21 protein-coding genes are annotated in these 24591 nt (G+C 36.2%); 9 read left to right on the top strand and 12 right to left on the bottom strand.

Features of this window, described 5'->3' with window-relative positions:
* Nucleotides 1–74: 74 nt before the first annotated feature.
* Nucleotides 75–2390, bottom strand: a complete 2316-nt coding sequence (gene recQ / locus ACT9TX_RS09460; protein WP_481338040.1) for a DNA helicase RecQ — start codon at nucleotides 2388–2390, stop codon at nucleotides 75–77.
* Nucleotides 2391–2660: 270 nt separating this feature from the next.
* On the opposite strand from recQ, the gene ACT9TX_RS09465 reads away from it, so the two are divergent.
* Nucleotides 2661–3926 carry a pyridoxal phosphate-dependent aminotransferase gene (locus tag ACT9TX_RS09465; protein WP_481338041.1) on the top strand — a complete coding sequence of 422 codons (1266 nt, stop codon included), beginning with the start codon at nucleotides 2661–2663 and terminating at the stop codon, nucleotides 3924–3926.
* 131 nt (nucleotides 3927–4057) lie between these two features.
* Nucleotides 4058–5269 carry a cytochrome-c peroxidase gene (locus ACT9TX_RS09470; RefSeq protein WP_481338042.1) on the top strand — a complete coding sequence of 404 codons (1212 nt, stop codon included), beginning with the start codon at nucleotides 4058–4060 and terminating at the stop codon, nucleotides 5267–5269.
* Between the two features lie 2 nt (nucleotides 5270–5271).
* Here the strand turns inward: ACT9TX_RS09470 and feoB are convergent, their stop codons facing one another.
* On the bottom strand, nucleotides 5272–7386 hold the full coding sequence (gene feoB, locus ACT9TX_RS09475) for a ferrous iron transport protein B (protein ID WP_481338043.1): 2115 nt from the start codon (nucleotides 7384–7386) through the stop codon (nucleotides 5272–5274).
* Between the two features lie 218 nt (nucleotides 7387–7604).
* Here feoB and ACT9TX_RS09480 point away from each other — a divergent pair, with 218 nt between their 5' ends.
* Both ACT9TX_RS09480 and lptC read left to right on the top strand, forming a co-directional pair.
* Nucleotides 7605–8327 carry a type III pantothenate kinase gene (locus ACT9TX_RS09480; protein ID WP_481338044.1) on the top strand — a complete coding sequence of 241 codons (723 nt, stop codon included), beginning with the start codon at nucleotides 7605–7607 and terminating at the stop codon, nucleotides 8325–8327.
* Between the two features lie 68 nt (nucleotides 8328–8395).
* Nucleotides 8396–8965: an LPS export ABC transporter periplasmic protein LptC gene (gene lptC, locus ACT9TX_RS09485; protein WP_481338045.1), complete on the top strand. Its 570-nt coding sequence runs from the start codon at nucleotides 8396–8398 to the stop codon at nucleotides 8963–8965.
* 77 nt (nucleotides 8966–9042) lie between these two features.
* Here the strand turns inward: lptC and nth are convergent, their stop codons facing one another.
* Complete coding sequence (nth, locus tag ACT9TX_RS09490; protein ID WP_481338046.1) at nucleotides 9043–9702, bottom strand: endonuclease III; 660 nt, start codon at nucleotides 9700–9702, stop codon at nucleotides 9043–9045.
* A 56-nt stretch (nucleotides 9703–9758) separates the two neighbouring features.
* Entirely contained in the window at nucleotides 9759–10322 is a 564-nt protein-coding gene (gene frr / locus ACT9TX_RS09495) for a ribosome recycling factor (protein ID WP_481338047.1), read from the bottom strand.
* Between the two features lie 173 nt (nucleotides 10323–10495).
* Here frr and purU point away from each other — a divergent pair, with 173 nt between their 5' ends.
* Nucleotides 10496–11323, top strand: a complete 828-nt coding sequence (purU, locus tag ACT9TX_RS09500) for a formyltetrahydrofolate deformylase (RefSeq protein WP_481338048.1) — start codon at nucleotides 10496–10498, stop codon at nucleotides 11321–11323.
* 119 nt (nucleotides 11324–11442) lie between these two features.
* Here purU and ACT9TX_RS09505 read toward each other — a convergent pair whose 3' ends face one another.
* Together ACT9TX_RS09505 and ACT9TX_RS09510 are read right to left on the bottom strand one after the other, a co-directional pair.
* Nucleotides 11443–11949: a DUF2480 family protein gene (locus ACT9TX_RS09505; protein WP_481338049.1), complete on the bottom strand. Its 507-nt coding sequence runs from the start codon at nucleotides 11947–11949 to the stop codon at nucleotides 11443–11445.
* A gap of 124 nt (nucleotides 11950–12073) precedes the next feature.
* Nucleotides 12074–14182, bottom strand: a complete 2109-nt coding sequence (locus ACT9TX_RS09510; protein ID WP_481338050.1) for a peptidylprolyl isomerase — start codon at nucleotides 14180–14182, stop codon at nucleotides 12074–12076.
* Nucleotides 14183–14763: 581 nt separating this feature from the next.
* Between ACT9TX_RS09510 and nadA the strand changes: the two genes are divergently transcribed.
* Nucleotides 14764–15771: a quinolinate synthase NadA gene (gene nadA / locus ACT9TX_RS09515; protein WP_481338051.1), complete on the top strand. Its 1008-nt coding sequence runs from the start codon at nucleotides 14764–14766 to the stop codon at nucleotides 15769–15771.
* Nucleotides 15772–15855: 84 nt separating this feature from the next.
* On the opposite strand, the gene ACT9TX_RS09520 is transcribed toward nadA, so the two are convergent.
* Nucleotides 15856–16809, bottom strand: a complete 954-nt coding sequence (locus tag ACT9TX_RS09520; RefSeq protein ID WP_481338052.1) for a methylenetetrahydrofolate reductase — start codon at nucleotides 16807–16809, stop codon at nucleotides 15856–15858.
* A 202-nt stretch (nucleotides 16810–17011) separates the two neighbouring features.
* On the opposite strand from ACT9TX_RS09520, the gene lptB reads away from it, so the two are divergent.
* Entirely contained in the window at nucleotides 17012–17812 is an 801-nt protein-coding gene (lptB, locus tag ACT9TX_RS09525) for an LPS export ABC transporter ATP-binding protein (protein ID WP_481338053.1), read from the top strand.
* A gap of 64 nt (nucleotides 17813–17876) precedes the next feature.
* Here the strand turns inward: lptB and msrB are convergent, their stop codons facing one another.
* Nucleotides 17877–18434 (bottom strand): peptide-methionine (R)-S-oxide reductase MsrB, encoded by a 558-nt coding sequence (msrB, locus tag ACT9TX_RS09530; protein ID WP_481338054.1) that lies wholly within the window; start codon nucleotides 18432–18434, stop codon nucleotides 17877–17879.
* Nucleotides 18435–18614: 180 nt separating this feature from the next.
* On the opposite strand from msrB, the gene ACT9TX_RS09535 reads away from it, so the two are divergent.
* A complete protein-coding gene (locus tag ACT9TX_RS09535; RefSeq protein WP_481338055.1) occupies nucleotides 18615–19190 on the top strand; it encodes an adenylate kinase in 576 nt (191 codons plus the stop codon).
* Between the two features lie 112 nt (nucleotides 19191–19302).
* Here the strand turns inward: ACT9TX_RS09535 and ACT9TX_RS09540 are convergent, their stop codons facing one another.
* From ACT9TX_RS09540 to ACT9TX_RS09555, 4 genes are read right to left on the bottom strand one after another with little or no spacing between them, the layout of a single operon-like run.
* Nucleotides 19303–20514, bottom strand: a complete 1212-nt coding sequence (locus ACT9TX_RS09540) for an aspartate aminotransferase family protein (RefSeq protein WP_481338056.1) — start codon at nucleotides 20512–20514, stop codon at nucleotides 19303–19305.
* A 42-nt stretch (nucleotides 20515–20556) separates the two neighbouring features.
* Nucleotides 20557–21597 (bottom strand): N-acetyl-gamma-glutamyl-phosphate reductase, encoded by a 1041-nt coding sequence (gene argC / locus ACT9TX_RS09545; RefSeq protein WP_481338057.1) that lies wholly within the window; start codon nucleotides 21595–21597, stop codon nucleotides 20557–20559.
* Nucleotides 21598–21627: 30 nt separating this feature from the next.
* On the bottom strand, nucleotides 21628–22842 hold the full coding sequence (gene argG, locus ACT9TX_RS09550) for an argininosuccinate synthase (protein WP_481338058.1): 1215 nt from the start codon (nucleotides 22840–22842) through the stop codon (nucleotides 21628–21630).
* 17 nt (nucleotides 22843–22859) lie between these two features.
* A complete protein-coding gene (locus tag ACT9TX_RS09555; protein WP_481338059.1) occupies nucleotides 22860–23564 on the bottom strand; it encodes a GNAT family N-acetyltransferase in 705 nt (234 codons plus the stop codon).
* A gap of 385 nt (nucleotides 23565–23949) precedes the next feature.
* Between ACT9TX_RS09555 and recR the strand changes: the two genes are divergently transcribed.
* On the top strand, nucleotides 23950–24564 hold the full coding sequence (recR, locus tag ACT9TX_RS09560; RefSeq protein WP_481338060.1) for a recombination mediator RecR: 615 nt from the start codon (nucleotides 23950–23952) through the stop codon (nucleotides 24562–24564).
* Nucleotides 24565–24591 lie beyond the last annotated feature (27 nt).

A 24591-nucleotide genomic window follows, 5' to 3' on the forward strand; every position in this document is an offset into this window, starting at 1 on the left:
TAATTGAGTTTGATGAGTGTGGTAACTTTTAAACTCTTTTCGATGCTCACTTATTTTATAACTAGCAACTTGCGTTAGTTACCAAATACGGTTAAAAACTTAATGCGCATAATTTTCAATTGTTCCCAAGTGTAATTATTGTCGCTTAGTTCTTTTTGTGCTACATCTAGCGATGATGTTTGGCAACCTTTAAAGTACTCTATAATGTCTTCTTGATCGTATTCATCTAACCAATCATCAATAGCATAATCAAGATTTAATTTGGTACCACTAGCTACTATAGTTTCCATTTCTTCAAGTAACTCATTTAGCTTTAAATCTTTGTTTTTGGCAATGGTTTCTAGTGGTATTTTTTTATCTACATTTTGAATAATAAAGATTTTGTTGCTTGCCTTATTAGCTACGCTTTTCATTACAAAATCATCTGGCTTTTCTATCTCGTTTTCCTCTACATATTTAGCTATTAACTCTACAAATGGCTTACCGTATTTTATAGCTTTACCCTTGCTTACACCTTGGCATTTTTCTAGCTCTTCAAGTGTTGTAGGATATACCGTACACATATCCTGCAAAGAGTTTTCTAAGAAGATAACAAATGGTGGCAAGCTTTTCTTTTTACCTTCTTTTTGTCTTAACTCTTTCAGCATGTCAAACAGTCTTTCGTCTACTGTAGCCGTTGCCGTTGCTGGTGGTGCAGATTCGTGATCATCATCATCGCCTTCGCCCTCTTCAAATATGTGGTTAAGTACAATTTTAAATGATGTCGGTTTTTTCAAGAATTTTTCACCGCCTTCTGTTAGTTTCAACAAGCCATATTCTTCAATGTCCTTCTTAATTAGATTTTCAAGCAACATCTGTCTTATCAAGCTGTTCCACAAGTGGCTTTCTTTGTCTTTACCAATACCAAATACAGGCAGCTTTTCGTGTCGATACATGGTAACTTGTGGTGTGGCTTTACCCATAATTACATTTACCGTATAATCGGTTGTAAAGCGCTCATCTAAGGCTTTTACTGTCTTAATCACTTTTACCACTTCTTCTTTCGCTTCAAACTTCTCTTTAGGGTGTGTACAGTTGTCGCAATTACCGCAATTTTCTGTTTCCCAATTTTCGCCAAAATAATGTAGTAATATTTTTCTGCGGCACACGCTACTTTCTGCGTAAGCAACGGTTTCGTCTATCAATTGTGCACCTACTTCTCGCTCACTTAATGGCTTGTCTCGCATTAAATGTTCAAGCTTCGATACATCTTTGTGAGAATAGTATAATACACAAATACCTTCTAAGCCATCACGACCACCACGACCAGTTTCTTGATAGTAATTTTCTATTGATTTTGGTATGTTGTAGTGGATAACAAAGCGAATATCTGGTTTATCTATGCCCATACCAAACGCAATGGTAGCAACTATTACATGCACTTCTTCGTTTAAAAATTGATCCTGTCTAGTGGCTCTTAATTTTTGGTCTAAACCTGCATGGTAAGCTACTGCTTTAATATTATTGGCCATTAACAATTCAGCCAATTCTTCAGTAGTTTTTCTATTAAGTGTGTAAATGATACCGCTTTTACCTTTGTGCTGCGATATAAATTTTACAATACTTTTTACTGTTTGCTCTTTGGTTATTTTGGGTTGAATTTCGTAAAATAAGTTAGCCCTATTAAACGATGAAATGAAGATATTAGGATTGCGCAAGCCAAGGTTTTTAACAATATCGCTTTGCACTTTTGGTGTAGCGGTTGCTGTTAATGCCATCACTGGTATTTGCTTGTTTATAATATCCATCATTTCACGTAAGCGCCTGTATTCTGGTCTAAAATCATGACCCCATTCGCTGATACAGTGTGCTTCATCTACTGCGAAAAATGATATTTCTAAATCGCTAAAAAAATCTAGGTTTTCTTGCTTGGTAAGTGTTTCTGGCGCTACATATAATAGCTTGGTTTTGCCTGCTAGCAAGTCTTCTTTTACAGCAGTTATTTGCCCTTTATTAAGCGACGAGTTTAAGAAGTGTGCAATATTATCTTGTTCGCTGTAACCACGTACTAAGTCTACTTGGTTTTTCATTAAAGCAATTAGTGGCGACACAATAATGGCGCAACCAGGTAATAATAAAGCTGGTAATTGGTAGCACAAACTTTTGCCACCACCTGTAGGCATTATTACAAATGTATCGTGACCATCCAATAAGCTTTTAATGCTTTTTTCTTGCGTGCCTTTAAACTCTTTAAATCCAAAATATTTTTGTAATCCAGCGTAAATATCTGGTTCTGTACCATCGCTATTGGTAAGCTTTTTAATAACTATATCTTCTGTAGCAATTTGCTGTGGTGCTTTTCTAGCCTTCTTTACAGTGGGTGTAGTTGGTTTTCTGTTAGTTATTGCCATAGTAAATCTCTATTTCCACAATCATTAGTGGTTTTTATAAAAACAAAAGTTACGGCTTTTATTTAGAATTTTTATCACAAATTATTTAAAACCTAAAATATTTTCTATCTAGGCTTCCTTTTTTTGGAAGGATAGCGAAGTTAACAGTTTGCCACGGCAAATACAATGGCTAATTATTAAAATTTACTTAGCCGTTTAAAATGTTTAATCATTACTAACAAGCGTTAGTTACTACATTTGCCGCCGCTTTTCACTTTAAAAGAACAACATATGAGTAATTTGGTTTTAAGCAAATTGGCAGCATCGCAACAAGGATCGGAAATAGTAAAACTTGGTAACGCTATTAGCGAACGCATTAGAAACGGCGAAACGATTTTTAACTATACCATTGGCGATTTTGACCCATCTATTTTTCCTATACCTCAAGCTTTTGAAGATGCCATTATTGATGCTTATAAACAGCATTATACCAATTACCCTGCAGCAGACGGTATTGTAGAGCTTCGCAAAAGTGTAAGCGCATTTTTAAAAGAATGGGAAGGACTAGACTATGCACCCAACGAAATACAAATTGCTGCTGGTGGCAGACCATTAATTTATACCATTTTTAAAGTATTGGTTGATGCTGGTGATAAAGTAATTTATGCTGCACCATCGTGGAATAATAACCACTACACCAACATGAATGATGCTGAACATTGTGTAATAGAAGCTACCGTAGAAAATAATTTTATGCCTACGGCAAATGATATAGCTAACCATATAAAAGGCGCTACATTAATTTGCTTATGTACACCTCAAAACCCTACTGGTACTACATTACAGAAAGATGTGTTAGCTGAAATATGCGACCTAATTATTGCAGAAAATAATAGCCGTGGCGAAGGTGAAAAGAAATGTTATTTAATGTTCGATCAAATGTATTGGACGCTTACATACGGCACTACCGAACATTATAATCCTATAACGCTTAGGCCAGAAATGAAAGCTTACACCGTATTTGTTGATGGTATTTCTAAAGTACTAGCAGCTACAGGTGTAAGGGTTGGCTGGGCTTTTGGACCAGCAGAAATAATGGCAAAAGTAAAAGCCATTTTAAGCCATATTGGTGCTTGGGCACCAATGGCCGAGCAGAAGGCATTGGCAAACTATTTACCACAAACAAAGAATATTAAACAATACCTCACCCATTTTAAAGCCGCTATGGAAGAACGATTAGTGGCTATTTACAATGGTTTTATGGCATTAAAAGCCAAGGGTTTTGCTGTAGATGCTGTAGCGCCAAAAGCTGCTATTTATTTAACCATACAAATGGATTTAACTGGTAAGAAAACGGCTGAAGGCAAATTATTAAGCCAACAAACCGATGTTACAGAATACATTTTAAGCGAAGCAAAACTTGCTGTTGTACCTTTTACTGCTTTTGGTGCCAGTGCAAATAGTAGCTGGTATAGATTAAGTGTGGGTACTTGTAAAACAAGCGATATACCTGTAATGCTTGCTCAGCTAGAAAGCGCTTTAAAGCGACTGGTTTAGGTTAATTATTAGGCTGATTAAAGAATTTTTTCAACGACAAAGGTTTTGCTAGATGTTGCCGTCTAACAGGTATTAGTTGTTATGGCAACATTCACGTTAAACTTATACGTAGCGCTGAAGTCAATTTTTTAATGCGTCCTAAACCATTTGCCTTTACGAAAAAAATCCCTTTAACCATTGCAGCTATATGCACAGCTGGTTTTGCAATCATTAGTTGCTCTAAGAGCGATACAACTATTGTTACCACATTTACAGCAATAGAACAAGCTTTTGGCACCAATATCAACCTTAATAGCCTGGCTAATTACGCTAACCAAGGTAAGCCAAATTATATAGTTAAAGACAATACAGGTACTAATGCTATAAGCGATGCAAAAGCTACCATTGGTAGGGTATTATTCTACGACAAAAACTTAAGCATTGATAATACCATTGCATGTGCAAGTTGTCATAAACAAGCTTTTGCTTTTGGCGATACTGCTATTACAAGTAAAGGTGTTGCAGGTGGCTTTACGGCTAGGCATTCTATGCGTTTGGTAAATGCACGATACTCTGTAGAGCGTAAATTTTTCTGGGACGAAAGAGCTGCAACATTAGAACAACAAACCACCAAACCTATACAAGACCATGCTGAAATGGGTTTTAGTGGCCTTAGTGGTAGACCAACCATTACTACTTTACTTACCAAATTACAGGGCATAAAATATTACAACGAGTTATTCAAATTTGCCTACAACGATACCACCATATCAGAAGCTCGTTTGCAAGAATGCCTATCTCAATTTGTAAGAAGTATTCAGTCTTTTGACAGTAAATACGATGCAGGTAGGGCGCAAGTAAATAACGATGCTGATAATTTTCCGAACCTTACGGCACAAGAAAATACTGGTAAGTTGTTATTTATTACCAACCCAAATTTTGATGCCAATGGCAATAGAATTGGTGGTGGTTTGGGCTGTAATAGATGTCACAACGCACCAGAATTTGATATTGATCCTAATAGCAGAAACAATGGCATTATTGGAACAATTGCAAATACTGGTATTGATATTACAGTAACTAAATCACCTACCTTAAGAGACCTCATAAACAATACTGGTGCAGAAAATGGACCAATGATGCATACAGGTAATTTGGCAACATTACAAAACGTAATTGGTCATTATGGTACGATTAATCTTGCTCCAGGCAATACAAACTTAGACCCAAGATTTGTAATTAATGGGCAAGGGCAAAAGCTGAATCTCACAGCACAAGATGTGAATAGTGTTGTAGCGTTTTTGAAAACTTTAAGTGGCACCAATATTTATACTGATAGCAAATGGAGTAATCCTTTTAAATAAACTTAGCTAAACAATTGGTATACTAGCCAGCTCATGCCGTAGGCTAAAGCGGTCATGTATACAAACTGTATAGTTGGCCATTTCCAACTTTTGGTTTCTCTTTTTACTACAGCTAAAGTACTCATACATTGCATAGCTAGTACATAAAAAACCATTAGCGATAAAGCCGCTGGTAACGTGTAGACTTTGCTACCATCAGGATGTGTGGCAGCCTGCATTTTATCTCTTAAGGATGCGTTGCTATCATCTTCTTCTACGCTATACAATGTGGCCATTGTACCTACAAATACTTCTCTTGCAGCAAAAGAGGTAATCAATGCAATGCCAATTTTCCAATCGTAGCCAAGAGGTTCTATTACTGGTTCTATAGCTTTGCCTAAAATACCTGCATAGGAAACTTGCAGTTTTTCTGAAGATAATTGTTTGTCTAAAGCATCTTTTTGTTGCGGCTGTTGTTGTGCTAGAATAGCGTACTTATCTTTTACTTTTTGCATATTATCGCCGGGGCCAAAACTGCTTAAAAACCACAGTAACAAGCTAATAAGCATAATTACTTTACCAGCATCTGTAACAAATATTCTAGCTTTTTCTACCATAGTAATACCTGCGTTTTTCCAACGAGGGCTACGGTATACTGGCAACTCTAAAATAAAAAAGCTTTTCTCTTGAATATTAATAAACCATTTGGCTACATAGCTAACTATTAAAGCCATGAACGTACCTAAAAAGTACAAGCCCATCATTACCAAGCCTTGCAAACTTAAAAAGCCAAAATAGTATTTGTCATCAATTACCAATGCAATTAAAATGGTGTACACGGGAAGCCTTGCACTACAACTCATTAATGGTGTAACCAAAATGGTAAGTAAACGCTCTTTTTTATTTTCAATATTTCTAGCGCTCATAATGGCTGGCACAGCACAAGCAAAGCCACTAATCATAGGCATTACGCTTTTACCGTTTAAGCCTACTTTTCGCATAATTCTATCGCTTAAAAAGCTAATGCGAGCCATATAACCTGTATCTTCTAGCAAGGTTATTAGCCCAAACAAAATCATGATTTGTGGTACAAAAATGACGATGCCACCGAGGCCTGCAACAAATCCATTTACCAATAAATCGCTCCACCAGGCTTGTGGTAAGCTGGCATTTAACCAAGTGGTTATTTGTTGAAACGTCCACTCAATGCCATCCATTGGAAATTGCGCCAGCCAAAAAATACTTTGAAACAATAAAAACAGTACGGCTAATAAAATTACATAGCCCCATGTGCGATGCAGCAATACATTGTCTAGCTTTTCTGTAAATAGCTTTTTCTCTAATGGGTCTGGCTCTATTACATTTTGCTGCATAATTACTTTTATGCGCTGGTAACGCTGCATTATTTCTTCTGCCTGCGTTTTTGTAGGATTGAATTTATGGTCTATTTCAATCTGTTCTATGTCGTGCTGTAATTGCTCGGTTAGTGGAAAACTTTCGTGATTAATAAGATAATGAATAGCCGCATAATCACTTAACTGTGGCTGTATTCTTTGCAACGCATCTATTGAAGAAGCTGCAAGTTGCTTATTGTTTATAAAATCTCTCGGCTGAATTTTATTGATAGATTTTCCTACCAAACTCAACGCTTTTTTCAGCTCGTTTAGCCCTTTGTTTTTTCTTGGATTTACCAAAACTATCGGCACACCCAATTCTGTTTCTAAGCCTGAAACATTTATTTGGATGTTCTTTTTTTCAGCCAAATCGTTCATTGTTAAAGCCACTACTATGGGTAGCTTCAAGTCAATCATTTGACTACAAAACAATAAATTTCGCTTAAGGTTACTCGCATCTGCTACTAGCAATACCACGTTTGGTTTTACTTCATCAGCATCCATTAATACTTTGTAGCTTACCCATTCATCGGCTCTACGTGGGTATAAACTGTACGTACCGGGTAAATCTATCAGCTCTGCTTGTGTACCATCATCAAGTGTGGTAAAGCCTGTTTTTTTATCAACCGTAACACCAGGAAAATTGCCTACTTTTTGGTTAAGGCCTGTTAATGCATTGAACAACGACGTTTTGCCGCTATTGGGGTTACCTACTAATGCGATATGTAGTTGCTGTGGCGCCAAAATATAAGTGTGCGAAATTACTGGGCTGCAAAAGTAGGGGCTTACGAAATGTGAAAGAGAAAATGCCGCATTGGGAAAAATAAACCGCTGATTTGTTTGATGGCTATGATTTATGTTGATTATGAATATTCAAACAATATTGATTCAAAAACCACTGTACGTCGCTAATATCATTTCAATCAGCGGTTAACCTTTATTTTTACAACCAATTAATGGCTATGGCTACTACACTTTGCTTCGACTTTGGTAATACACGTTTAAAATGTGCGGTATTTGTAAATGGGCAAATGCAAGAACTATTGGTACTGCAAGATGATGCTACTGGAAGCATTTCGCAACTAATAGAAAAATATCAGCCAAGTAAAAGTATTTTGTCGTCTGTGGTTAATCATAATACATCAATAGAGGAATTACTAGCCAGCAAGACCAAATTTCACAAGCTTAATCATACAAGCAAATTACCAATAACCACACCTGTGGGCAAGCCTGAAACCATTGGTGCAGATAGATTGGCGCTTTGTGCTGCGGCGGTTCACTTATTTCCTAATAGTCATAACCTTACCATTGGTTTAGGTAGTTGCATTACTTACAATTTTACCAATAACCAACATCAGTTTTTAGGTGGCAGTATTTCACCAGGTATGCATATGCGTTTTAGAGCCATGCACGAGCAAACAGCTTTATTGCCTTTGGTAAAAGCTGACCATAATTTTCCTTTGGTTGGTTACGATACCAAAACCAATCTTCAAAGTGGGGTTATTTTAGGCATGGCCAAGGAAATTGATGGTATTATTGAGGCTTATCAAGAAAAATACGACCATCTTAACGTACAATTAACCGGTGGCGATATGGAGTTTTTTATTCCGCATCTTAAAAGCAAGATATTTGCTGATGCTGATTTAATGTACACTGGCTTGTACGCTATTTGCGAAGCGAATTAGTGAAAAAGTGAAACGTAAATCGCTAGTGTACAATTCGTGCAATTGGCTTTAAAATTCGTGTAATAAAAATGAAGAAATATTTACTTGCTTTTTTATCGTGTTGTGGTTTGTTGCTGTCTTGTGAAAATGATGTGCAAGAGGTGAAAGATTTGGGCAAACGCAACCCTGGTATTGAAGAAGGTAAAAACATAGAAAGCTTTTTAAGCAACGATGGTAAAGTGAAAGCCAAGCTTGTTGCGCCTGTTTTATTTAGATACACCAATGATAGCGGTAAAATAGAGTTTCCTAAAAGCTTACATGTAGATTTTTACGACACATTGGCCACCGTTGAAAGCCAATTAAATGCCAAATACGGCAAATATTTAGAGAACGATAACAAGGTGTTTTTAAAAGACAGCGTGATGGTTTTTAACCGCCACAGAGATACACTTTGGTGCGATGAACTTTGGTGGGACCAACTTACTGGCACTTTCTACACCGATAAACCAGCTACCATTTACAAGTACGGTCAGCAAAAAATTAAAGGTCAAATGGGGCTTGTAGCCGATCAAAACTTTAAATGGTTTACGCTTAATAAAGTTGGTAGGGTAAATACAGGAACAGATAATTTTATAAATGTTCCTGATAGTAGTTACTAGGTTTTTACCACAGAGCAAAGAAGCAACAGGGGGATTCTATAATTCTTCTTTGCTTCCTTGCCCTGTGTTTCGATATTCTAAAATGTTACGCCTAGCTTCTTCTGCATTTTTTTATAATAAGGGCAAATAACTGTTAAACCACACTTTTCGCATTTTGGGTTGCGAGCTATACAAGTGTATCTACCATGTAATATCAACCAATGATGTGCTTTATGCACTAGTTCTGTTGGTATGTATTTAATCAGTTGTTTTTCTGCGGCTAATGGTGTGGTTGCTTTTGTAGTTAAGCCAAGCCTTGCACTTACCCTAAACACGTGTGTGTCTACGGCCATATTGGGTTGTGCATCTATCACACTCGTTACCACATTGGCTGTTTTTCTTCCTACGCCAGGTAGCTGCACTAGTTCATCCACTGTCATTGGTACTTCACCATTAAACTTATCTAGCAGCATATTTGCCATGCCAATTAAATGCTTGGTTTTATTATTGGGGTACGAAATACTTCTTATCAATGGAAAAAGCTCATCAAATGTGGCTTTAGATAATTCAACAGGTGTAGGATATTGCTTAAAAATTGCTGGTGTAGTAAGGTTTACACGCACATCGGTACATTGTGCAGATAAAATAACCGCCACTAGTAATTGGTAGGGGTTATCGTACAAAAGTTCTGTTTCAGGATTGGCAATTGCGGTTTCAAAATATTGTAAAACCTGTTCGTAACGTTGCTTCTTCGTCATGGTTAACCGTTGAATGTGTGATTGCAGTCAACGGTTGACCGTCGACGGTTGACCGATTAAATCGTCATCATTTCTTTTTCTTTTGCAGCCAAATGCTTTTCTACTAAAGCAATATGCTTATCTGTAAGGTCTTGCGTCGCTTTTTCTGCATCTTTTGCAGCGTCTTCGCTTAAGCCTTCTTTTTGTAATTTCTTAAATTGCTCAATCGCATCTCTACGAATATTTCTAATAGCAACTTTGGCTTGTTCGCCTTCTGCCGTTGCTTTTTTAAACAATTCACGTCTTCTTTCTTCTGTCAATGGTGGCATAAACAAACGAATTTGCACACCATCGTTTTGCGGTGTTACGCCAATATTTGCTCCCATAATTGCTCTATCTATTTTAGGCAACATGGCTTTTTCCCAAGGCTGAATGGTTAATGTTCTAGCATCTTGTACAGTTACATTGGCCACCTGATTGATAAGTGTAGGCGCACCGTAATATTCAACAGTAATGCCATCTAGCATAGTAGGCGAAGCCTTACCAGCACGCACTTTTACCAATTCTGCTTCTAGGTGGTTAATGGCTTTTTGCATGGTTTCTGCTGCATCATCTAGTATTAAATCTACCTCTTCCTGCATAATAATGTTGTTTTTTGCGTGCCGCGAAATTAAGGAATGAAATGAAAAATTGCTACCGTTTAAATTTACGTGCTTTTTTAGGGCTAGTATGGCTTAGTATAAATAACTTGGTTACAGTTACATTTGCGCTATTTCCTACTTTTTTTATAGATATATAAAGGTGCTTTTAAACAATGGTAATTCTTATTCAGTGTAAAGACAGTATTGGTTTAGTGGCAGCAATTGCGCAGGTAATTTCTGAAAGTAATAGCAACATTATTGCTATGCGTGAGCATGTAGATATTGCTGCTAGCAGATTTTTTGCCCGTATAGCAATTCAAGAAGCGACCGATACAACAGCTTTAAAAGCAGGGCTTAAAAATGTATTGCCTAGCGATGCTGAAATTCATATTAATCCTTTACCTGACAAAAAAGTGGTAGTATTTGTAACCAAAGAATACCACTGCCTCAGCGATATTCTAGTACGTAATTATTTTAAAACTTTAGGTGCAACTGTAGAGTGTGTAGTAGGTAACCATGCAGTGCTAGAAGATATTTGCAAGCGCTTTGATGTTCCTTTTCATTTTGTATCGCACGAGGCTAAAACAAAGGCTGATTTTGAAAATGAGCTACATGAAATAGTCAACAATTATCAGCCAGATTATTTAGTGTTGGCTAAGTTTATGCGCATTTTGTCGGCAGATTTTGTAGAAAAATATCCTTGTAAAATTATCAATATTCACCACTCTTTTTTACCTGCATTTATTGGTGCTAATCCTTACAAAAAAGCATTTGATAGGGGGGTAAAATTAATAGGCGCAACCGCACATTTTGTAACCAATGATTTAGATGAAGGACCAATTATTACTCAACAAACCATACCTGTAGATCACTCGTTTACGGCTAGTGATATGGTACGTTCTGGTAAAGAAATTGAGAAGGCTGTACTAGCTAAGGCGCTGCAATATGTATTTGAAGACAGAGTGTTTACTTATGAAAATAAGACGGTGGTGTTTGAATAACAATAATTTTTCTACGCTTTGATAAAAGCCGCACGGCGAACAGAACGTACAAGTGTGCGACGCAACAAAAGCTACACAGTTATTCTACTGTTGGTTACAATAGTCTTCAAATAAAAAACTTAGCGTTTTTTGTAAATAGGCACGGTGCTGCATGGCTCGCCATACATAATGCTTTTGGCAAATGGGCGCAGTTTATTGGTGATGTCTACATAGGCGGTTTCTGGTATGGCAATATCGCCGCAACCCTTTACCACCACACGTTTATCGGTATATTCTTCACCGTTTACGGTAGCTAAATTTTTGGTTATGATATTGGTTATTAGTTGCTGCTCGTTGCCAAAAACAACATCTTTTGCTACTGGTTGCAAATAGCTAGCTGCAAGCATATTGGCCCACATGGGTATAATGGCATCGGCAGTGCAAGTAATGGCTACGTATTTATCTTGGTATTGCGTCCAATCGGTAGCTAGCAGGGCGGCACGGTAATCTTTCTCTTTTAAAATTAAACCCATGAATAGGTAGTCTTTTAGGTCGAAAACCGCTATCTCACCTTTGGGATAAAACTCTTCTAAGTCGAATGTAATTAATCCGCTTTCGGCTACTTTATTTACAATAATATCAGACATAATCACATTTAAATAATGGCTACAAAACTACAACATATTGATGCGTTGCAAGTTTCGGTATAAGAAACAAAAGCCCACAGTTGCGTAACTGTGGGCTTTTTTAATACCTTAAAAATAATATCTACTAATAAAATTTCGCTCTATTGTCTTTAATAGTTGCTGCTTTCTTTAAAGCACCTGCACTGCTGTAAGCAGCCATTTTTTGCGCTTGCAAAATAGATTGTTTTACTGCATTAGCATCGCTATTTGCTGCTTTTTCGGTAATGTTTTCTACACGTACTGCATACACACCACTGTTGCCTGCAATTGCTTCGCTTACTTTACCTTTTAAGCTTGGGTTAAATGCTGCACCTACCACTTTTAACTCCATACCAATACCTGGAATAAATGGATTGCTGAACAATACGCTATCTACTCTTTGTACTGCTGTTGCTGCACTTGTAGCGATGGCTTCTAAAGTTGCACCTTTAAACTTGGTATCGATAATTTGTTTTGCTTTTTTCTCATTACGTACTTGTGCTTCTACCAATGGGCGTAAAGTAGCTACTGATGGTAAACCTTGTTTGTTAACACTTGTAATTACTGCTACAATGTATTTATCAGCAAGTTCTAGTGGCTCTGAAATATCACCAGCACCACCATCATAAACCCATCTTACTAATTTACGAGCATCGTTGCCAGCACCTATGCCAGGAACTGAAAAATCCATTGGTTTAATATCGCCAGATGGCATTGGTTGCTTGTTTAGTTTCAATGCATTTTCATCAAACGCTTTTTTGTTTTTGCTAGTAGCTGCAAACTGAGAAGCGGCTGTTTGTGCGGCTGCAACTGTTTCGTTGCTTGCAATAATAGCTTTAGATAAGTAAGCTACTTTGTAAGCTGCTTGAGGATTTTTTTGACCTAATACCTCAATGTAGTGGTAACCATATTCAGTTTTTACCACGCCTTTAGTACCTACTGGTTTATCAAAAGCAAAGTCGTTAAATGCACCAACCATTTGGCCTTGAGGGAAATAGTCGTACACACCACCTTTGTCTTTACTACCTGGGTCCTCAGAATATCTAGCACATAATGTATCGAAACTTGCACCGCTTTTAATAGCTAGTTCTATACTGTCTATTAATTTTTTACCTACAGTATCTGGTTTTAATTGTTGGCCACTTCTTGGGTCAGCAGTTGCAATTAAAATGTGACGCACTTTTACGCTATCTGGCCATTGTTTTACACCAATCATTTTTGCAATGGTGTAATTGCTAGCATCTAAATAAGGGCCATAAGTTTGACCAACGCTTAATTTAGTAATGCTATCTTTATTAGCTTGTTGCATTTTGGTTTTGCTTAAATAGCTATCGTAAAATTGAATATCGCTACCAACTTTTGATAAGTAAGCTTTTGCATCTTGTGTTGCTGCAAATTCAGCTTTTAAATCAGTAATTTGTTTTAATGTAGCTGCACTGTCTGCACCACTTGGTGTAGTTGCAAAACCTACATAACTAATAGTTCTGCTTTCTTCATCTCTATCAAATTGTTTATGATGTTTTCTAGCATACGCTATAATATCTTCTTCAGTAAGTTTAATTGTACTATCTACAATAGAATTATATGGTATACTTACATAAGTAATAGAAGCAACCGCACCATTATCTGCTTGTGTTTTTTCTACTAACCATTTTGGTACGTAAGCAGCACCTTGTAATAAAGATGCATATTTTTGACGCAATGTTTGTTGTACAGTTGGCTCTAAGTAAGCTTTGTTAATCATATCAACTTGCTCAGCGTTTTTGCTTTTTTTAATATTTGCAAAAGCAGCTTTCGCATCAGCTACTTTAAACTCACCAGTTTTAGGATCTGTAAATTCTCTTTTTAATGGAGACATGTTTGGATCAAACAAAACATCAGACAGTTCTTTATCACCAACTGCAAGACCTAATTTTTCATACTCTTGTTGGTTGATTATTTTATCAACATCTTGAGACCATACACCACTAATTAACTGCTCACGTGTACCTGCTTGTTGACCATACATTTTTTCAGTGAAAGTAAGTTCATTGTCAAAGTCAGTTTTGTCAATGGTTACACCATTTACTTTACCTAAAGTAGAGGTATTACCAAAAATACCACCACCTCTACCAGCAAGACCTCTATCTTGTAGTACAAATGCAATTAAGGCTAAGGCAATCAGGGTAATCATAATCCACCCACCTTTGTCACGAATCGTTTGAATAACAGACATAATATTTGTATTAGTGAAATTTTTAAGGATGGCAAAAATAGGGGAATAATGCGTTTACACAAATTGTGGAAAAAATAGTCAAAACAAATCGTATAGCGCATTACATATGTGCACAAACCTTTAGCTTGTTTTAGAAAATTTGCAAGGCATACAAACCAAAAAAATGGTGAAAAAATTTACCCACAATATGGTTGTTAATAATTTGGTAACATAGGGAATAAGTCCATTTTTTAAGAAAATTTTTGTGGGTAGAAATAGATTAACTGCGTTTGGTAAAACAGAGAAAAAGTTTAAGAGGCATATTTTTATCCTTAGTTATCCCTGTTATTCTCGTATTGATAAGCTGTGGATTACTGAATGTGTGTAAACTGAATAACCATCATCCACAGATGTTAAAAACGCAGTGATAAATAACAACAGTAAGCATTTGCCAATGTTAATTATTTGTGGGTTTAAGTGCATAAGCCTGAGCTAATTAACTTCGCAGCGTGGGGATAAGTAAGTTATCCCGAAATCCACACTCGTAATAGTAGTAGTGGGTTTTATAAATAAAGTATTATTAAAAGAATATTACGGTAGTTATGAACATTGAAATAGCAAAAGAACAGATTTCTGAAAAAGGGTTTTTGGATATAGCGTTAGATGCAAGGTTGGATTTGTTTGCAGAGATTGAAAAATTGAAAAAAGAAAAGAATGCTATTGTGTTGGCGCACTTTTATCAAGAGCCAGATATTCAAGATGTGGCAGATTATATTGGTGATAGTTTAGGGCTTGCGCAAAAAGCACAAAGCACAGATGCTGATATGATTGTTTTTGCAGGTGTGCATTTTATGGCCGAAACAGCCAAAATCCTCAATCCAACGAAAAAGGTTTTGCTGCCCGATTTAAGGGCTGGATGTTCGCTGGCTGACTCTGCCCCTGCTGACTTGTTTAAAGCCTTTAAAGAGAAGCACAAGGATCATTTAGTGATATCTTACATTAACTGCACAGCAGAGATAAAAGCCTTGAGCGATATTATCTGTACAAGTAGTAACGCTGAGAAGATAATTGAAAGCCTTCCAAAAGACCAACCAATCATTTTTGCGCCAGATAAAAACCTAGGTGGTTATTTAAATAAAAAAACGGGTAGAAACATGCTACTTTGGAAAGGTGCGTGTATGGTGCATGAGATATTTAGCTTGGAAAAAATTACCAAATTAAAAATTCGTCATCCAAAAGCACAGTTGATTGCACACCCTGAATGTGAAGAAGCGGTATTGCAAATTGCAGATTACATTGGTAGTACCACACAATTATTAAAATATGCTGTGGCTAGCGATGTACAAGAATTTATAGTTGCAACAGAAACTGGCATTTTGCATCAAATGCAGAAAGATGCGCCTGAAAAAACTTTCATTCCTGCACCACCAAATAACAATTGTGCTTGTAATGATTGCCCTTACATGAAACTAAATACACTAGAGAAATTGTATTTGTGTATGAAGTACGAACTGCCAGAAATATTGATGGAAGAAAATTTACGTCTTGCGGCTAAAAAACCAATGGATAGAATGCTTGAAATAAGTAGAGCTGCTGGTTTGATAGGATAGGCAACCGCAGATAAAAACTGATATATTGATGTTCCATGATTAAAATTATCATGGAACATCATTTAAATCATAAGTAATCAGCGGTTAAAACACCTCTTTCACTGCATTATAAATCACTTTTGGTTTGCCCAATGTGTAATAATGCAATACAGGTACACCAAATGCTTTAAGTTCTTTACTCTGTGCTATTAACCATTCTGTACCGACTTGTTCACACTCAGCATCGGTTTTGCATTTCATTATTGCATTACTCAAATCTGTAGGAATATCAACATGAAATATTCTTGGTAAAACAGACAATTGCTTTTTATTGGTCAATGGTTTTAAACCTGGAATAATTGGTACTGTAATACCCATATCTCTACATGCTTTTACAAAATCAAAAAACTTTTGATTGTCAAAAAACATTTGTGTCATAATGTAATCTGCACCAGCATCTACTTTTTCTTTCATGCGCTGCAAATCAATCTCTAAGTTTGGTGCTTCAAAATGTTTTTCAGGGTAACCAGCTACACCAGAACAAAATTTGGTTTTACCACCATTCTTAATGTCTTCATCAATATAAATACCATGATTCATATTGGTTACTTGTTTCAATAAATCAATACCATATTTATGGCCATCTGGTTCTGGTTCAAAGCTAGCTTCGTTTTTAGCAGCATCACCACGTAGTACCAAAACATTATCAATACCTAAAAAATCTAAGTCTATTAATGCATCTTCAGTTTCACGTTTGGTAAAGCCACCGCAAATAATATGTGGCACAGCATCTATCTGGTAATGGTTCATTACAGCTGCGCAAATGCCCACCGTACCTGGTCTTTTTCTTACTTCTACTTTTTCAAACGTACCATCAAGCTTCTTTTTAAACATGGTTTCGCTACGGTGATAAGTCACATTTATCCAACTTGGTTTAAAATCCATTAAAGGATCTAAATGGTCGTAAATAGTAGTAATGGTTTTACCTTTTAATGGTGGTAATACCTCGAATGATACCAAGGTATCTTTTGCCTGTGCAATGTGGTCTGTTACTTTCATCTTCTCAATTATAGGGCTGCAATATAAACCAATGATTAAAAGATTGTGGCTATTTGAACCAAATATGCTGCTATAAAGCCTATAAATGCTACACAATTAGGCATTTTACTGCTTTTATACAATTGGTAAACAATCTTTAAAGTAACTATAATCATTTCACACAGTAGTGTAGAACGTTTATTTTTGTTCAAATAGATTTACTGTGAGTTTAACCATACATACTACCAATTTACAAAAAAGCTATAAAGGACGGACCGTTGTTAATAAGGTTTCGGTAGAAGTAAAACAAGGTGAAATTGTGGGCTTATTGGGGCCAAATGGTGCTGGTAAAACCACAACTTTTTACATGGTGGTGGGCTTAATAAAACCTGATGATGGTAAAGTATTTTTAAATGAAGTTGACATTACCAAACTACCTATGTACAAACGTGCACAAATGGGTATTGGTTACTTACCACAAGAAGCTAGTGTGTTTAGAAAACTGAGTGTTGAAGATAATATTATGGCTGTGCTAGAAATGACGAAATTGAATAAGCAAGAGCGCCATGAAAAATTAGAGACTTTATTAAGCGAGTTTAATTTGCACCATGTGCGTAAAAATAATGGTGACAGCTTAAGTGGTGGTGAAAGACGTAGAACTGAAATTGCACGTGCCTTAGCTGTAGACCCAAAATTTATTTTATTAGACGAACCTTTTGCTGGTGTAGATCCTATTGCGGTTGAAGATATTCAATCTGTAGTGGCAAAATTGAAGTATAAAAACATTGGAATTTTAATTACAGACCACAATGTAAACGAAACTTTGTCTATTTGTGATAGAGCGTATTTACTAATTGAAGGAAAAATATTTAAGCACGGTACAGCAGAACAACTAGCTGACGATGAACAAGTACGCAGGCTATATTTAGGTACTAATTTTGAATTAAAGCGTAAAGATTGGATTATTGATATGGTTAGAGAAAATGCCGAGCAAGAAGAGTTAGTAAAAGAAGATAGTTTATAAATGTAAATAGGCTAGTTCAATTAAGAACTAGCCTATTTTCTTCTCTGGGTATTTAGTAATTTACTTAGTGCTTTTCGCCCTCGTTGTATTTTTTCTCAGCAGCTTTAGCTTTTTCAAAATCTAATACTACACCATTAATACAATAACGTAAGCCTGTTGGTGGTGGACCATCTTCAAACACATGGCCCAAATGCGATTTACATCTGCTACATTCAACTTCTGTACGTTTCATGCCGTAACTATTATCTGGTAAATAAATCATTGATGATTTACTAATCGGCTCATAAAAGCTTGGCCAGCCGCAGCCACTTTCAAACTTTGCATCGCTTTTAAATAAAGGATTACCACATACTGCACAATAAAATGTACCTACTTCTTTTGAACTTTCGAATTTACTAGTATATGGTCTTTCTGTTCCTTTTTGCCTAGCTACTTGATACACTTCTGGGCTTAATATTTTCTTCCATTCTTCATCTTTAAGTGTTACTTTACTGCTATCTGTTTTTGAGTAAACAGGATTTTTTTTATCATTTTCCATAATCTCTTTTTTGGTATTACTGTTTTGCGAATAGCAACTTTGAAAAGTTAAAGTTACTAATAAGGCTATTTGATATAGTTTCATATTGTTGTTTTAATGATATACGCTTTTTTGGTTAAAATAGTTGTGAATGAATGTTGTTTTCACTTTCTATTTAAGACGCAGCAGTTGTAATTGCTTACAAAATACACTCGTTTTAACAAATTGGAAACAGTTTTAGTTGCAAGATGTATATTTGCCCCTCAAGCAACTCCTTTACTTACAATGTTCAACATTATTTTGTTTGGTCCTCCAGGTAGTGGAAAAGGTACCCAAAGTGAAATGCTAATTGCAAAATATGGCTTAATTCACTTGTCTACAGGTGATATTTTACGCAGAGAAATTGCAGCAGGTACACCACTTGGTTTAGAGGCTAAAAGTATTATGGATAAAGGTGAATTAGTACCAGATGAGGTAGTAATTGGTATGATAAGTTCGGCCTTAGAAGCTAACCCTGAAGCCAAAGGTTTTTTGTTTGATGGTTTTCCTCGCACAACAGCTCAAGCATCTGCTTTAGATAAATTGTTACAACTTAAAGGGACAGAAATTGGTATTGTATTAGCACTTGAAGTGTCTGAAGAAGAACTTGTAAAACGCCTTTTAAATAGAGGATTAACAAGTGGACGCAGCGATGATACAAATGAAGTTGTCATAACAGCTAGAATTGCTGAATATCGCAAGAAAACTTCTGCGGTAGCAGATTATTACCAACAATTTGATAAAGTAAAAAACATTCAAGGCGAAGGCTCTGTAGATGAAATTTTTACTTTATTAAGTAACGAAATTGATAGTCGCTTATAGAGATTTGGCAACCAAAACCAACTGCTGATCCCGCAAAACCTGCGGGATTTTTTATTTGTCTGAACCTTGATTTTAAATGATGAAATGGATTTTGGTGATTTCTTAACGCCCTTTAGGGTTGGGGCGTTAAATATTCAATAGCTGCTTTAAGTGCAGTTAAAAACTCATCAGCTTGCGCTTTGGTTAAAGCTAAAGAAGGTAGTAAGCGTATAACATTTGGTTTAGCTTCACCTGTGAAAACTTTAAACTTGGTTAATAAAGTTTTCTTCAAATCTTTTAATGCTTTAGGTACATCAAAACCAATCATTAAGCCCTTACCACGTACATTTTGTAAAGCGGTAATTTTCTTCAATTCTTCTTGTAAATAGTTACCTACACTTGCAGCATTGGCTACTAAATTATCTTGTTCAATAACTTCTAGTACCGCTAGTGCAGCTGCACAAGCCAGTTGGTTACCGCCAAAAGTAGTACCTAGCAAACCATATTTAGGTTTAATGTGTGGTGCTATTAAAATACCACCAATAGGAAAACCATTACCCATACCTTTTGCCATTGAGTAAATGTCTGCATTTATACCGGCATGGTCGTGGGCAAAAAATAAACCGCTTCTACCATAACCGCATTGTACGCTATCTGCAATAAATACAGCATTGTATTGGTCGCATAAAGAGCGAATTAATTGCAAGAAACTAGCATCAGCTTCTATAATTCCACCAACACCTTGTATACCTTCAATAATGACAGAAGAAATCTCATTTCCTTGTTGTTCAAAGCAAACTTTTAAAGCAGCTTCATCATTAAAAGGTAAGAAGATAACATTCTCTGTTTCGTTGATTGGCGCTACTATTGATGGATTGTCTGTTACAGCTACTGCCAAAGAAGTACGACCATGAAACGATTTACTGAAAGCAATCACTTTCTTTTTACCATTATGAAAGCTAGCTAGTTTTAAAGCATTTTCATTGGCTTCAGCACCACTATTACACAAGAATAATTGGTAATCTTCTTTGCCACTAACCTTACCTAATTTATCGGCTAATTGCTTTTGCAAAGGAATAATAACAGAGTTAGAGTAGAATGCAATTTTTTCCAATTGCTCTTCAATAGTTTTTACCCAATGAGGATGTGTGTGACCAATACTAATAACAGCATGGCCACCATACATATCTAAGTATTGTGTACCATTTTCGTCCCAAACATTACTACCTAATGCCTTTGTAATGGTGATATTATTAAGAGGATAAACGTCAAACAATATAGCCCCCCTACCCCCCATAGTGGGGTTTTGTGAAGAGGTTTCTTGAGTTAAATTTTTATTTTCCATTTTATTAGTTTTTTATTCCCCCTTTGGGGGATTTAGGGGGCTTTAAAAGCTAGCAGCTTTTAGCTTCAAACCTAATGTTTCATCAAAGCTAAACATCAAGTTCATATTTTGTACCGCTTGACCCGAAGCACCTTTTAATAAATTATCAATCACAGAATGAACAACAATAGTGTCTTCTACAATTTCAATATTGACAACACATTTATTAGTGTTAACTACTTGTTTTAAATGAATGGCTGAAGTAGATTTTTTGGTAAATGGTTCGTTGTTATAGGCTGCTTGAAATGCATCAACAACCATTTGTTTATCACCTTTAAATTTAAAGGTTGAGCTGATAAAAATACCTCTTGTAAAATCGCCACGCCAAGGCACAAAGTTGATAGCTGGTAAAGATGCGTTGCTACCTGCCTCTTGGTGTAAGGATTGCATGATTTCGCCTAAATGCTGATGCGTTAAGGTTTTATAAGGCGAAATATTATTAGCTCTCCAACTAAAATGTGAGGTTGCACTTAAACTTTGTCCTGCACCAGTGCTACCGGTAATACCTGTTGTGTACACATCTACATTGTTAAGTAAACTAGCTTTTGTAAAAGGTAATAAACCTAATTGTATAGCCGTTGCAAAACAACCTGGATTAGCAACACTATCGGCTTTTTTTATAGCTTCTCTATTTATCTCTGGTAAGCCATAAACGAAGTTTCTGCCCTTAATAGAAGCATCTGCTGTTAAACGAAAATCATTACCAATATCTATTAGTTTAATCTGACTAGGTATATCATTTTCTTGTACAAATTTCTTTGCCTCACCATGGCCAGCACAAAAGAAAATGACATCTACATCGTAATTGTGCGTTTCAGAAAATAGAATATCTGTATCGCCAATTAAATCAGTGTGTACTTTGCTTAATACATTGCCAGCATTACTACCGCTTTGTACAAATACTATTTCTACTTGAGGATGATTAAGTAATAAACGAATTAATTCGCCACCTGTATAGCCAGCACCGCCTATTATACCTGCACGAATGCCCCCAGCCCCTGAAGGGGTGTAATTATGATTGTTAGTATTTATATTGTCTGTCACTTTATTTTTTTAAAGCTTAAAAATTCCCCTTTAGGGGTTAGGGGTAATGCTTTCTACAACCTTGTGAAAAATAGAAGTTTGGTTGCCGAAAATTTTACTAAATCCTCTTACATCTTCACCAGTAAAGCCAGTGTTCATTTCACCGTATTTACCAAACTTAGCACTCATTAAATCGTAGGCACTTTCTATGCCTATTACTTGAAAACGATAAGGCATTAATTGTACAAACACATCACCAGTTACATTTTGCTGACTGTTAGTTAAGTAAGCTTCAATATCACGCATTACTGGGTCTAAAATTTGACCTTCATGTAACCAGTTACCATAAAATTGTGCTAGTTGATCTTTCCAGTTTAGCTGCCATTTTGTAAGTACATGTTTTTCTAAAGCGTGGTGCGCTTTTAAAATAACCATCGGTGCAGCAGCTTCAAAACCTACACGACCTTTAATACCAATGATTGTATCACCAACGTGAATATCTCTACCAACACCATAAGCACCAGCTATAGTTTGTAAGTATTGTATGGCTTTTGCAGGATGATTGAATGATTGACCATTTACAGCCGTTAGTTCGCCTTTTACAAAAGTCAATTTTACTTCTTCGCTGTCAGTTTTTGTTACTTGCGTAGGCCATGCACTTTCTGGTAACATACCTTTACTTTGTAAGGTTTCTTTACCACCTACACTTGTGCCCCACAAACCTTTATTAATGCTGTACATGCTTTTTTCAAAGTTCATGTCAACACCTTTTTTCTTTAAATACTCAATCTCTTCTTCACGGCTTAATTTTAAGTCACGAATAGGAGTGATAATTTCTACACCAGGAATCATGATATGGAAAATCATATCAAAACGAACCTGATCGTTACCAGCACCAGTACTACCATGTGCTACAGCTACAGCGTCTAATTTTTTTGCATGTTCTGCAATGTGTAATGCTTGGCTTAAACGCTCTGCACTTACGCTTAATGGATAAGTGTTGTTCTTTAATACATTACCATAAATTAAGTATTTAATAATGCTATCGTAGTAGCCCTCAACAGCATTTACAGTGGTGTGTGTTTTTACACCTAGTTTGTAAGCGTGTGCTTCTATTTGTACCAATTCTTCGTCATTAAAACCACCCGTGTTTACAATTACACTGTGTACATCAAAACCTCTGTCTTCTGTAAGATATTTTACGCAGAACGTAGTATCTAAACCACCACTAAATCCTAAAACAACGTTTTTGCTTGCTTGTGCCATGTTTTTTGGTAAATTATTTAAGTAGAAAAAATTTTAAAAATAGATTTTGGCTTGCCGTCTTTTGGCTGCTCGTTTTTCTTATTAAACCACTGTAATAGTTTCGATTGCTTTAGCCTGTTAAAACGTTCGTACAGACTTGAGTTTTCTTCAAAATCTGCTGCGGTTTCTTTTGGTTCTGCTTTATCTGCTGGGTCAAAAAGCATAGCTGTGCACATACAGTTTTTGCGACCCTTACTCATCAATATGTCATAATTGACACAGCTTTTACAGCCAGCCCAAAATTCCTCATCGTCTGTTAGTTCGCTGTAGGTAACAGGTTCATAGCCCAAGTCACTGTTTATTTTCATAACAGCTAGACCAGTAGTAAGACCAAATATTTTAGCGCTTGGATATTTTTCTCTAGATAGTTCAAATACTTTTTTCTTAATCAATTTGGCTACACCACTTTTTCTAAATTCTGGCGAAACAATTAAACCACTGTTAGCCACAAATTTTCCATGACTCCACTCTTCTATATAACAAAAGCCTACCCATTGGCCACTAGGCATCAACGCTATAACGGCTTTGCCTTCTAGCATTTTTTTGGCTATATATTCTGGGCTACGTTTAGCTATACCAGTACCACGGGCTTTTGCCGATGATTCCATTTCGTCAGTAATGCGAAGCGCATAATGCGTATCGAGATGATTAGCTACACGAACAATAATATCCTGCTGTTCCAACTTGAAAAATTAAAAAAATGAGCGATGCTTGTTAAAACGTCTACACTTCTCTATTAAGTGCTTGTAAGTCGGGAAAGGTTCACTGATAGGGGCAACTGCCAACTGCTCGTCCTATCAGCAACCGCGTCGTGGTCGCGGATTAAAAGCAGGCATTACAGGTAAAAACTGTATTGCTGTTTGATATGAAGTTGTGTTTTTCAACTGCTTTTAGTTTGTTGTTGTTAATTGAGGGCGTAAAAGTATAAATATTAAACAGATTATCGCACAAATAATTAAGAAATTTTGGTTAAGGATTAGTTTAACGAATTTCATAGCTGATGTTTCTTAGCGATATTTTTTGCTTTTGTACTTCTTATCCTTTGTTTCTTTGTAGCAAATTTTTTAAATGCAATTACCTTCTACTTTACTGGAAAATGCAGTGGCGCAGTTTGCCAAACTACCTGGTATTGGTAAAAAAACAGCTTTGCGTTTGGTATTGCATTTATTAAAGCAAGATGTAAACGATGTGCAGTATTTTGGCGAAACAATTGCCAAAATGCGTAGAGATATTCAGTTTTGCCAGCGATGTTTTAATGTAAGCGATGGCTCATTGTGTAGCATTTGTAGTAATACAGCAAGAAAGCAAAACCTGATTTGTGTAGTTGAGAATATTCGTGATGTAATAGCTATAGAAAGTACGCAACAGTTTAGTGGCACTTATCATGTATTAGGTGGTATTATTTCGCCGATTGATGGTATTGGTCCTGATCAATTAAATATTGAAACATTGGTAAACAGGGTAGAAACCGAAGAAACTGAAGAAATTCTATTTGCACTAAACCCAAATATTCAAGGCGATACGACCATTTATTACATACAAAGAAAAATAAGCCACCTGCCTTGTAAAGTTACTACCATAGCTCGTGGTATTGCTTTTGGTGGCGAACTTGAATATGCTGATGAAATGACATTGGCAAGAAGTATTGCTAACCGCTTGCCAATTGGTCAATATGTAAAATAAACCACCGATTAAAATGCTTTGAATGAT

The organism is Parasediminibacterium sp. HNIBRBA5674, from assembly GCF_056745525.1.

Bases quoted from the DNA above. Each gene is read 5' to 3' on its own strand.
- recQ (WP_481338040.1), bottom strand. From the start codon at position 2,390: ATGGCAATAACTAACAGAAAACCAACTACACCCACTGTAAAGAAGGCT.
- ACT9TX_RS09465 (WP_481338041.1), top strand. From the start codon at position 2,661: ATGAGTAATTTGGTTTTAAGCAAATTGGCAGCATCGCAACAAGGATCG.
- ACT9TX_RS09470 (WP_481338042.1), top strand. From the start codon at position 4,058: ATGCGTCCTAAACCATTTGCCTTTACGAAAAAAATCCCTTTAACCATT.
- ACT9TX_RS09480 (WP_481338044.1), top strand. From the start codon at position 7,605: ATGGCTACTACACTTTGCTTCGACTTTGGTAATACACGTTTAAAATGT.
- lptC (WP_481338045.1), top strand. From the start codon at position 8,396: ATGAAGAAATATTTACTTGCTTTTTTATCGTGTTGTGGTTTGTTGCTG.
- nth (WP_481338046.1), bottom strand. From the start codon at position 9,702: ATGACGAAGAAGCAACGTTACGAACAGGTTTTACAATATTTTGAAACC.
- frr (WP_481338047.1), bottom strand. From the start codon at position 10,322: ATGCAGGAAGAGGTAGATTTAATACTAGATGATGCAGCAGAAACCATG.
- purU (WP_481338048.1), top strand. From the start codon at position 10,496: ATGGTAATTCTTATTCAGTGTAAAGACAGTATTGGTTTAGTGGCAGCA.
- ACT9TX_RS09505 (WP_481338049.1), bottom strand. From the start codon at position 11,949: ATGTCTGATATTATTGTAAATAAAGTAGCCGAAAGCGGATTAATTACA.
- ACT9TX_RS09510 (WP_481338050.1), bottom strand. From the start codon at position 14,182: ATGTCTGTTATTCAAACGATTCGTGACAAAGGTGGGTGGATTATGATT.
- nadA (WP_481338051.1), top strand. From the start codon at position 14,764: ATGAACATTGAAATAGCAAAAGAACAGATTTCTGAAAAAGGGTTTTTG.
- ACT9TX_RS09520 (WP_481338052.1), bottom strand. From the start codon at position 16,809: ATGAAAGTAACAGACCACATTGCACAGGCAAAAGATACCTTGGTATCA.
- msrB (WP_481338054.1), bottom strand. From the start codon at position 18,434: ATGAAACTATATCAAATAGCCTTATTAGTAACTTTAACTTTTCAAAGT.
- ACT9TX_RS09535 (WP_481338055.1), top strand. From the start codon at position 18,615: ATGTTCAACATTATTTTGTTTGGTCCTCCAGGTAGTGGAAAAGGTACC.
- ACT9TX_RS09540 (WP_481338056.1), bottom strand. From the start codon at position 20,514: ATGGAAAATAAAAATTTAACTCAAGAAACCTCTTCACAAAACCCCACT.
- argG (WP_481338058.1), bottom strand. From the start codon at position 22,842: ATGGCACAAGCAAGCAAAAACGTTGTTTTAGGATTTAGTGGTGGTTTA.
- recR (WP_481338060.1), top strand. From the start codon at position 23,950: ATGCAATTACCTTCTACTTTACTGGAAAATGCAGTGGCGCAGTTTGCC.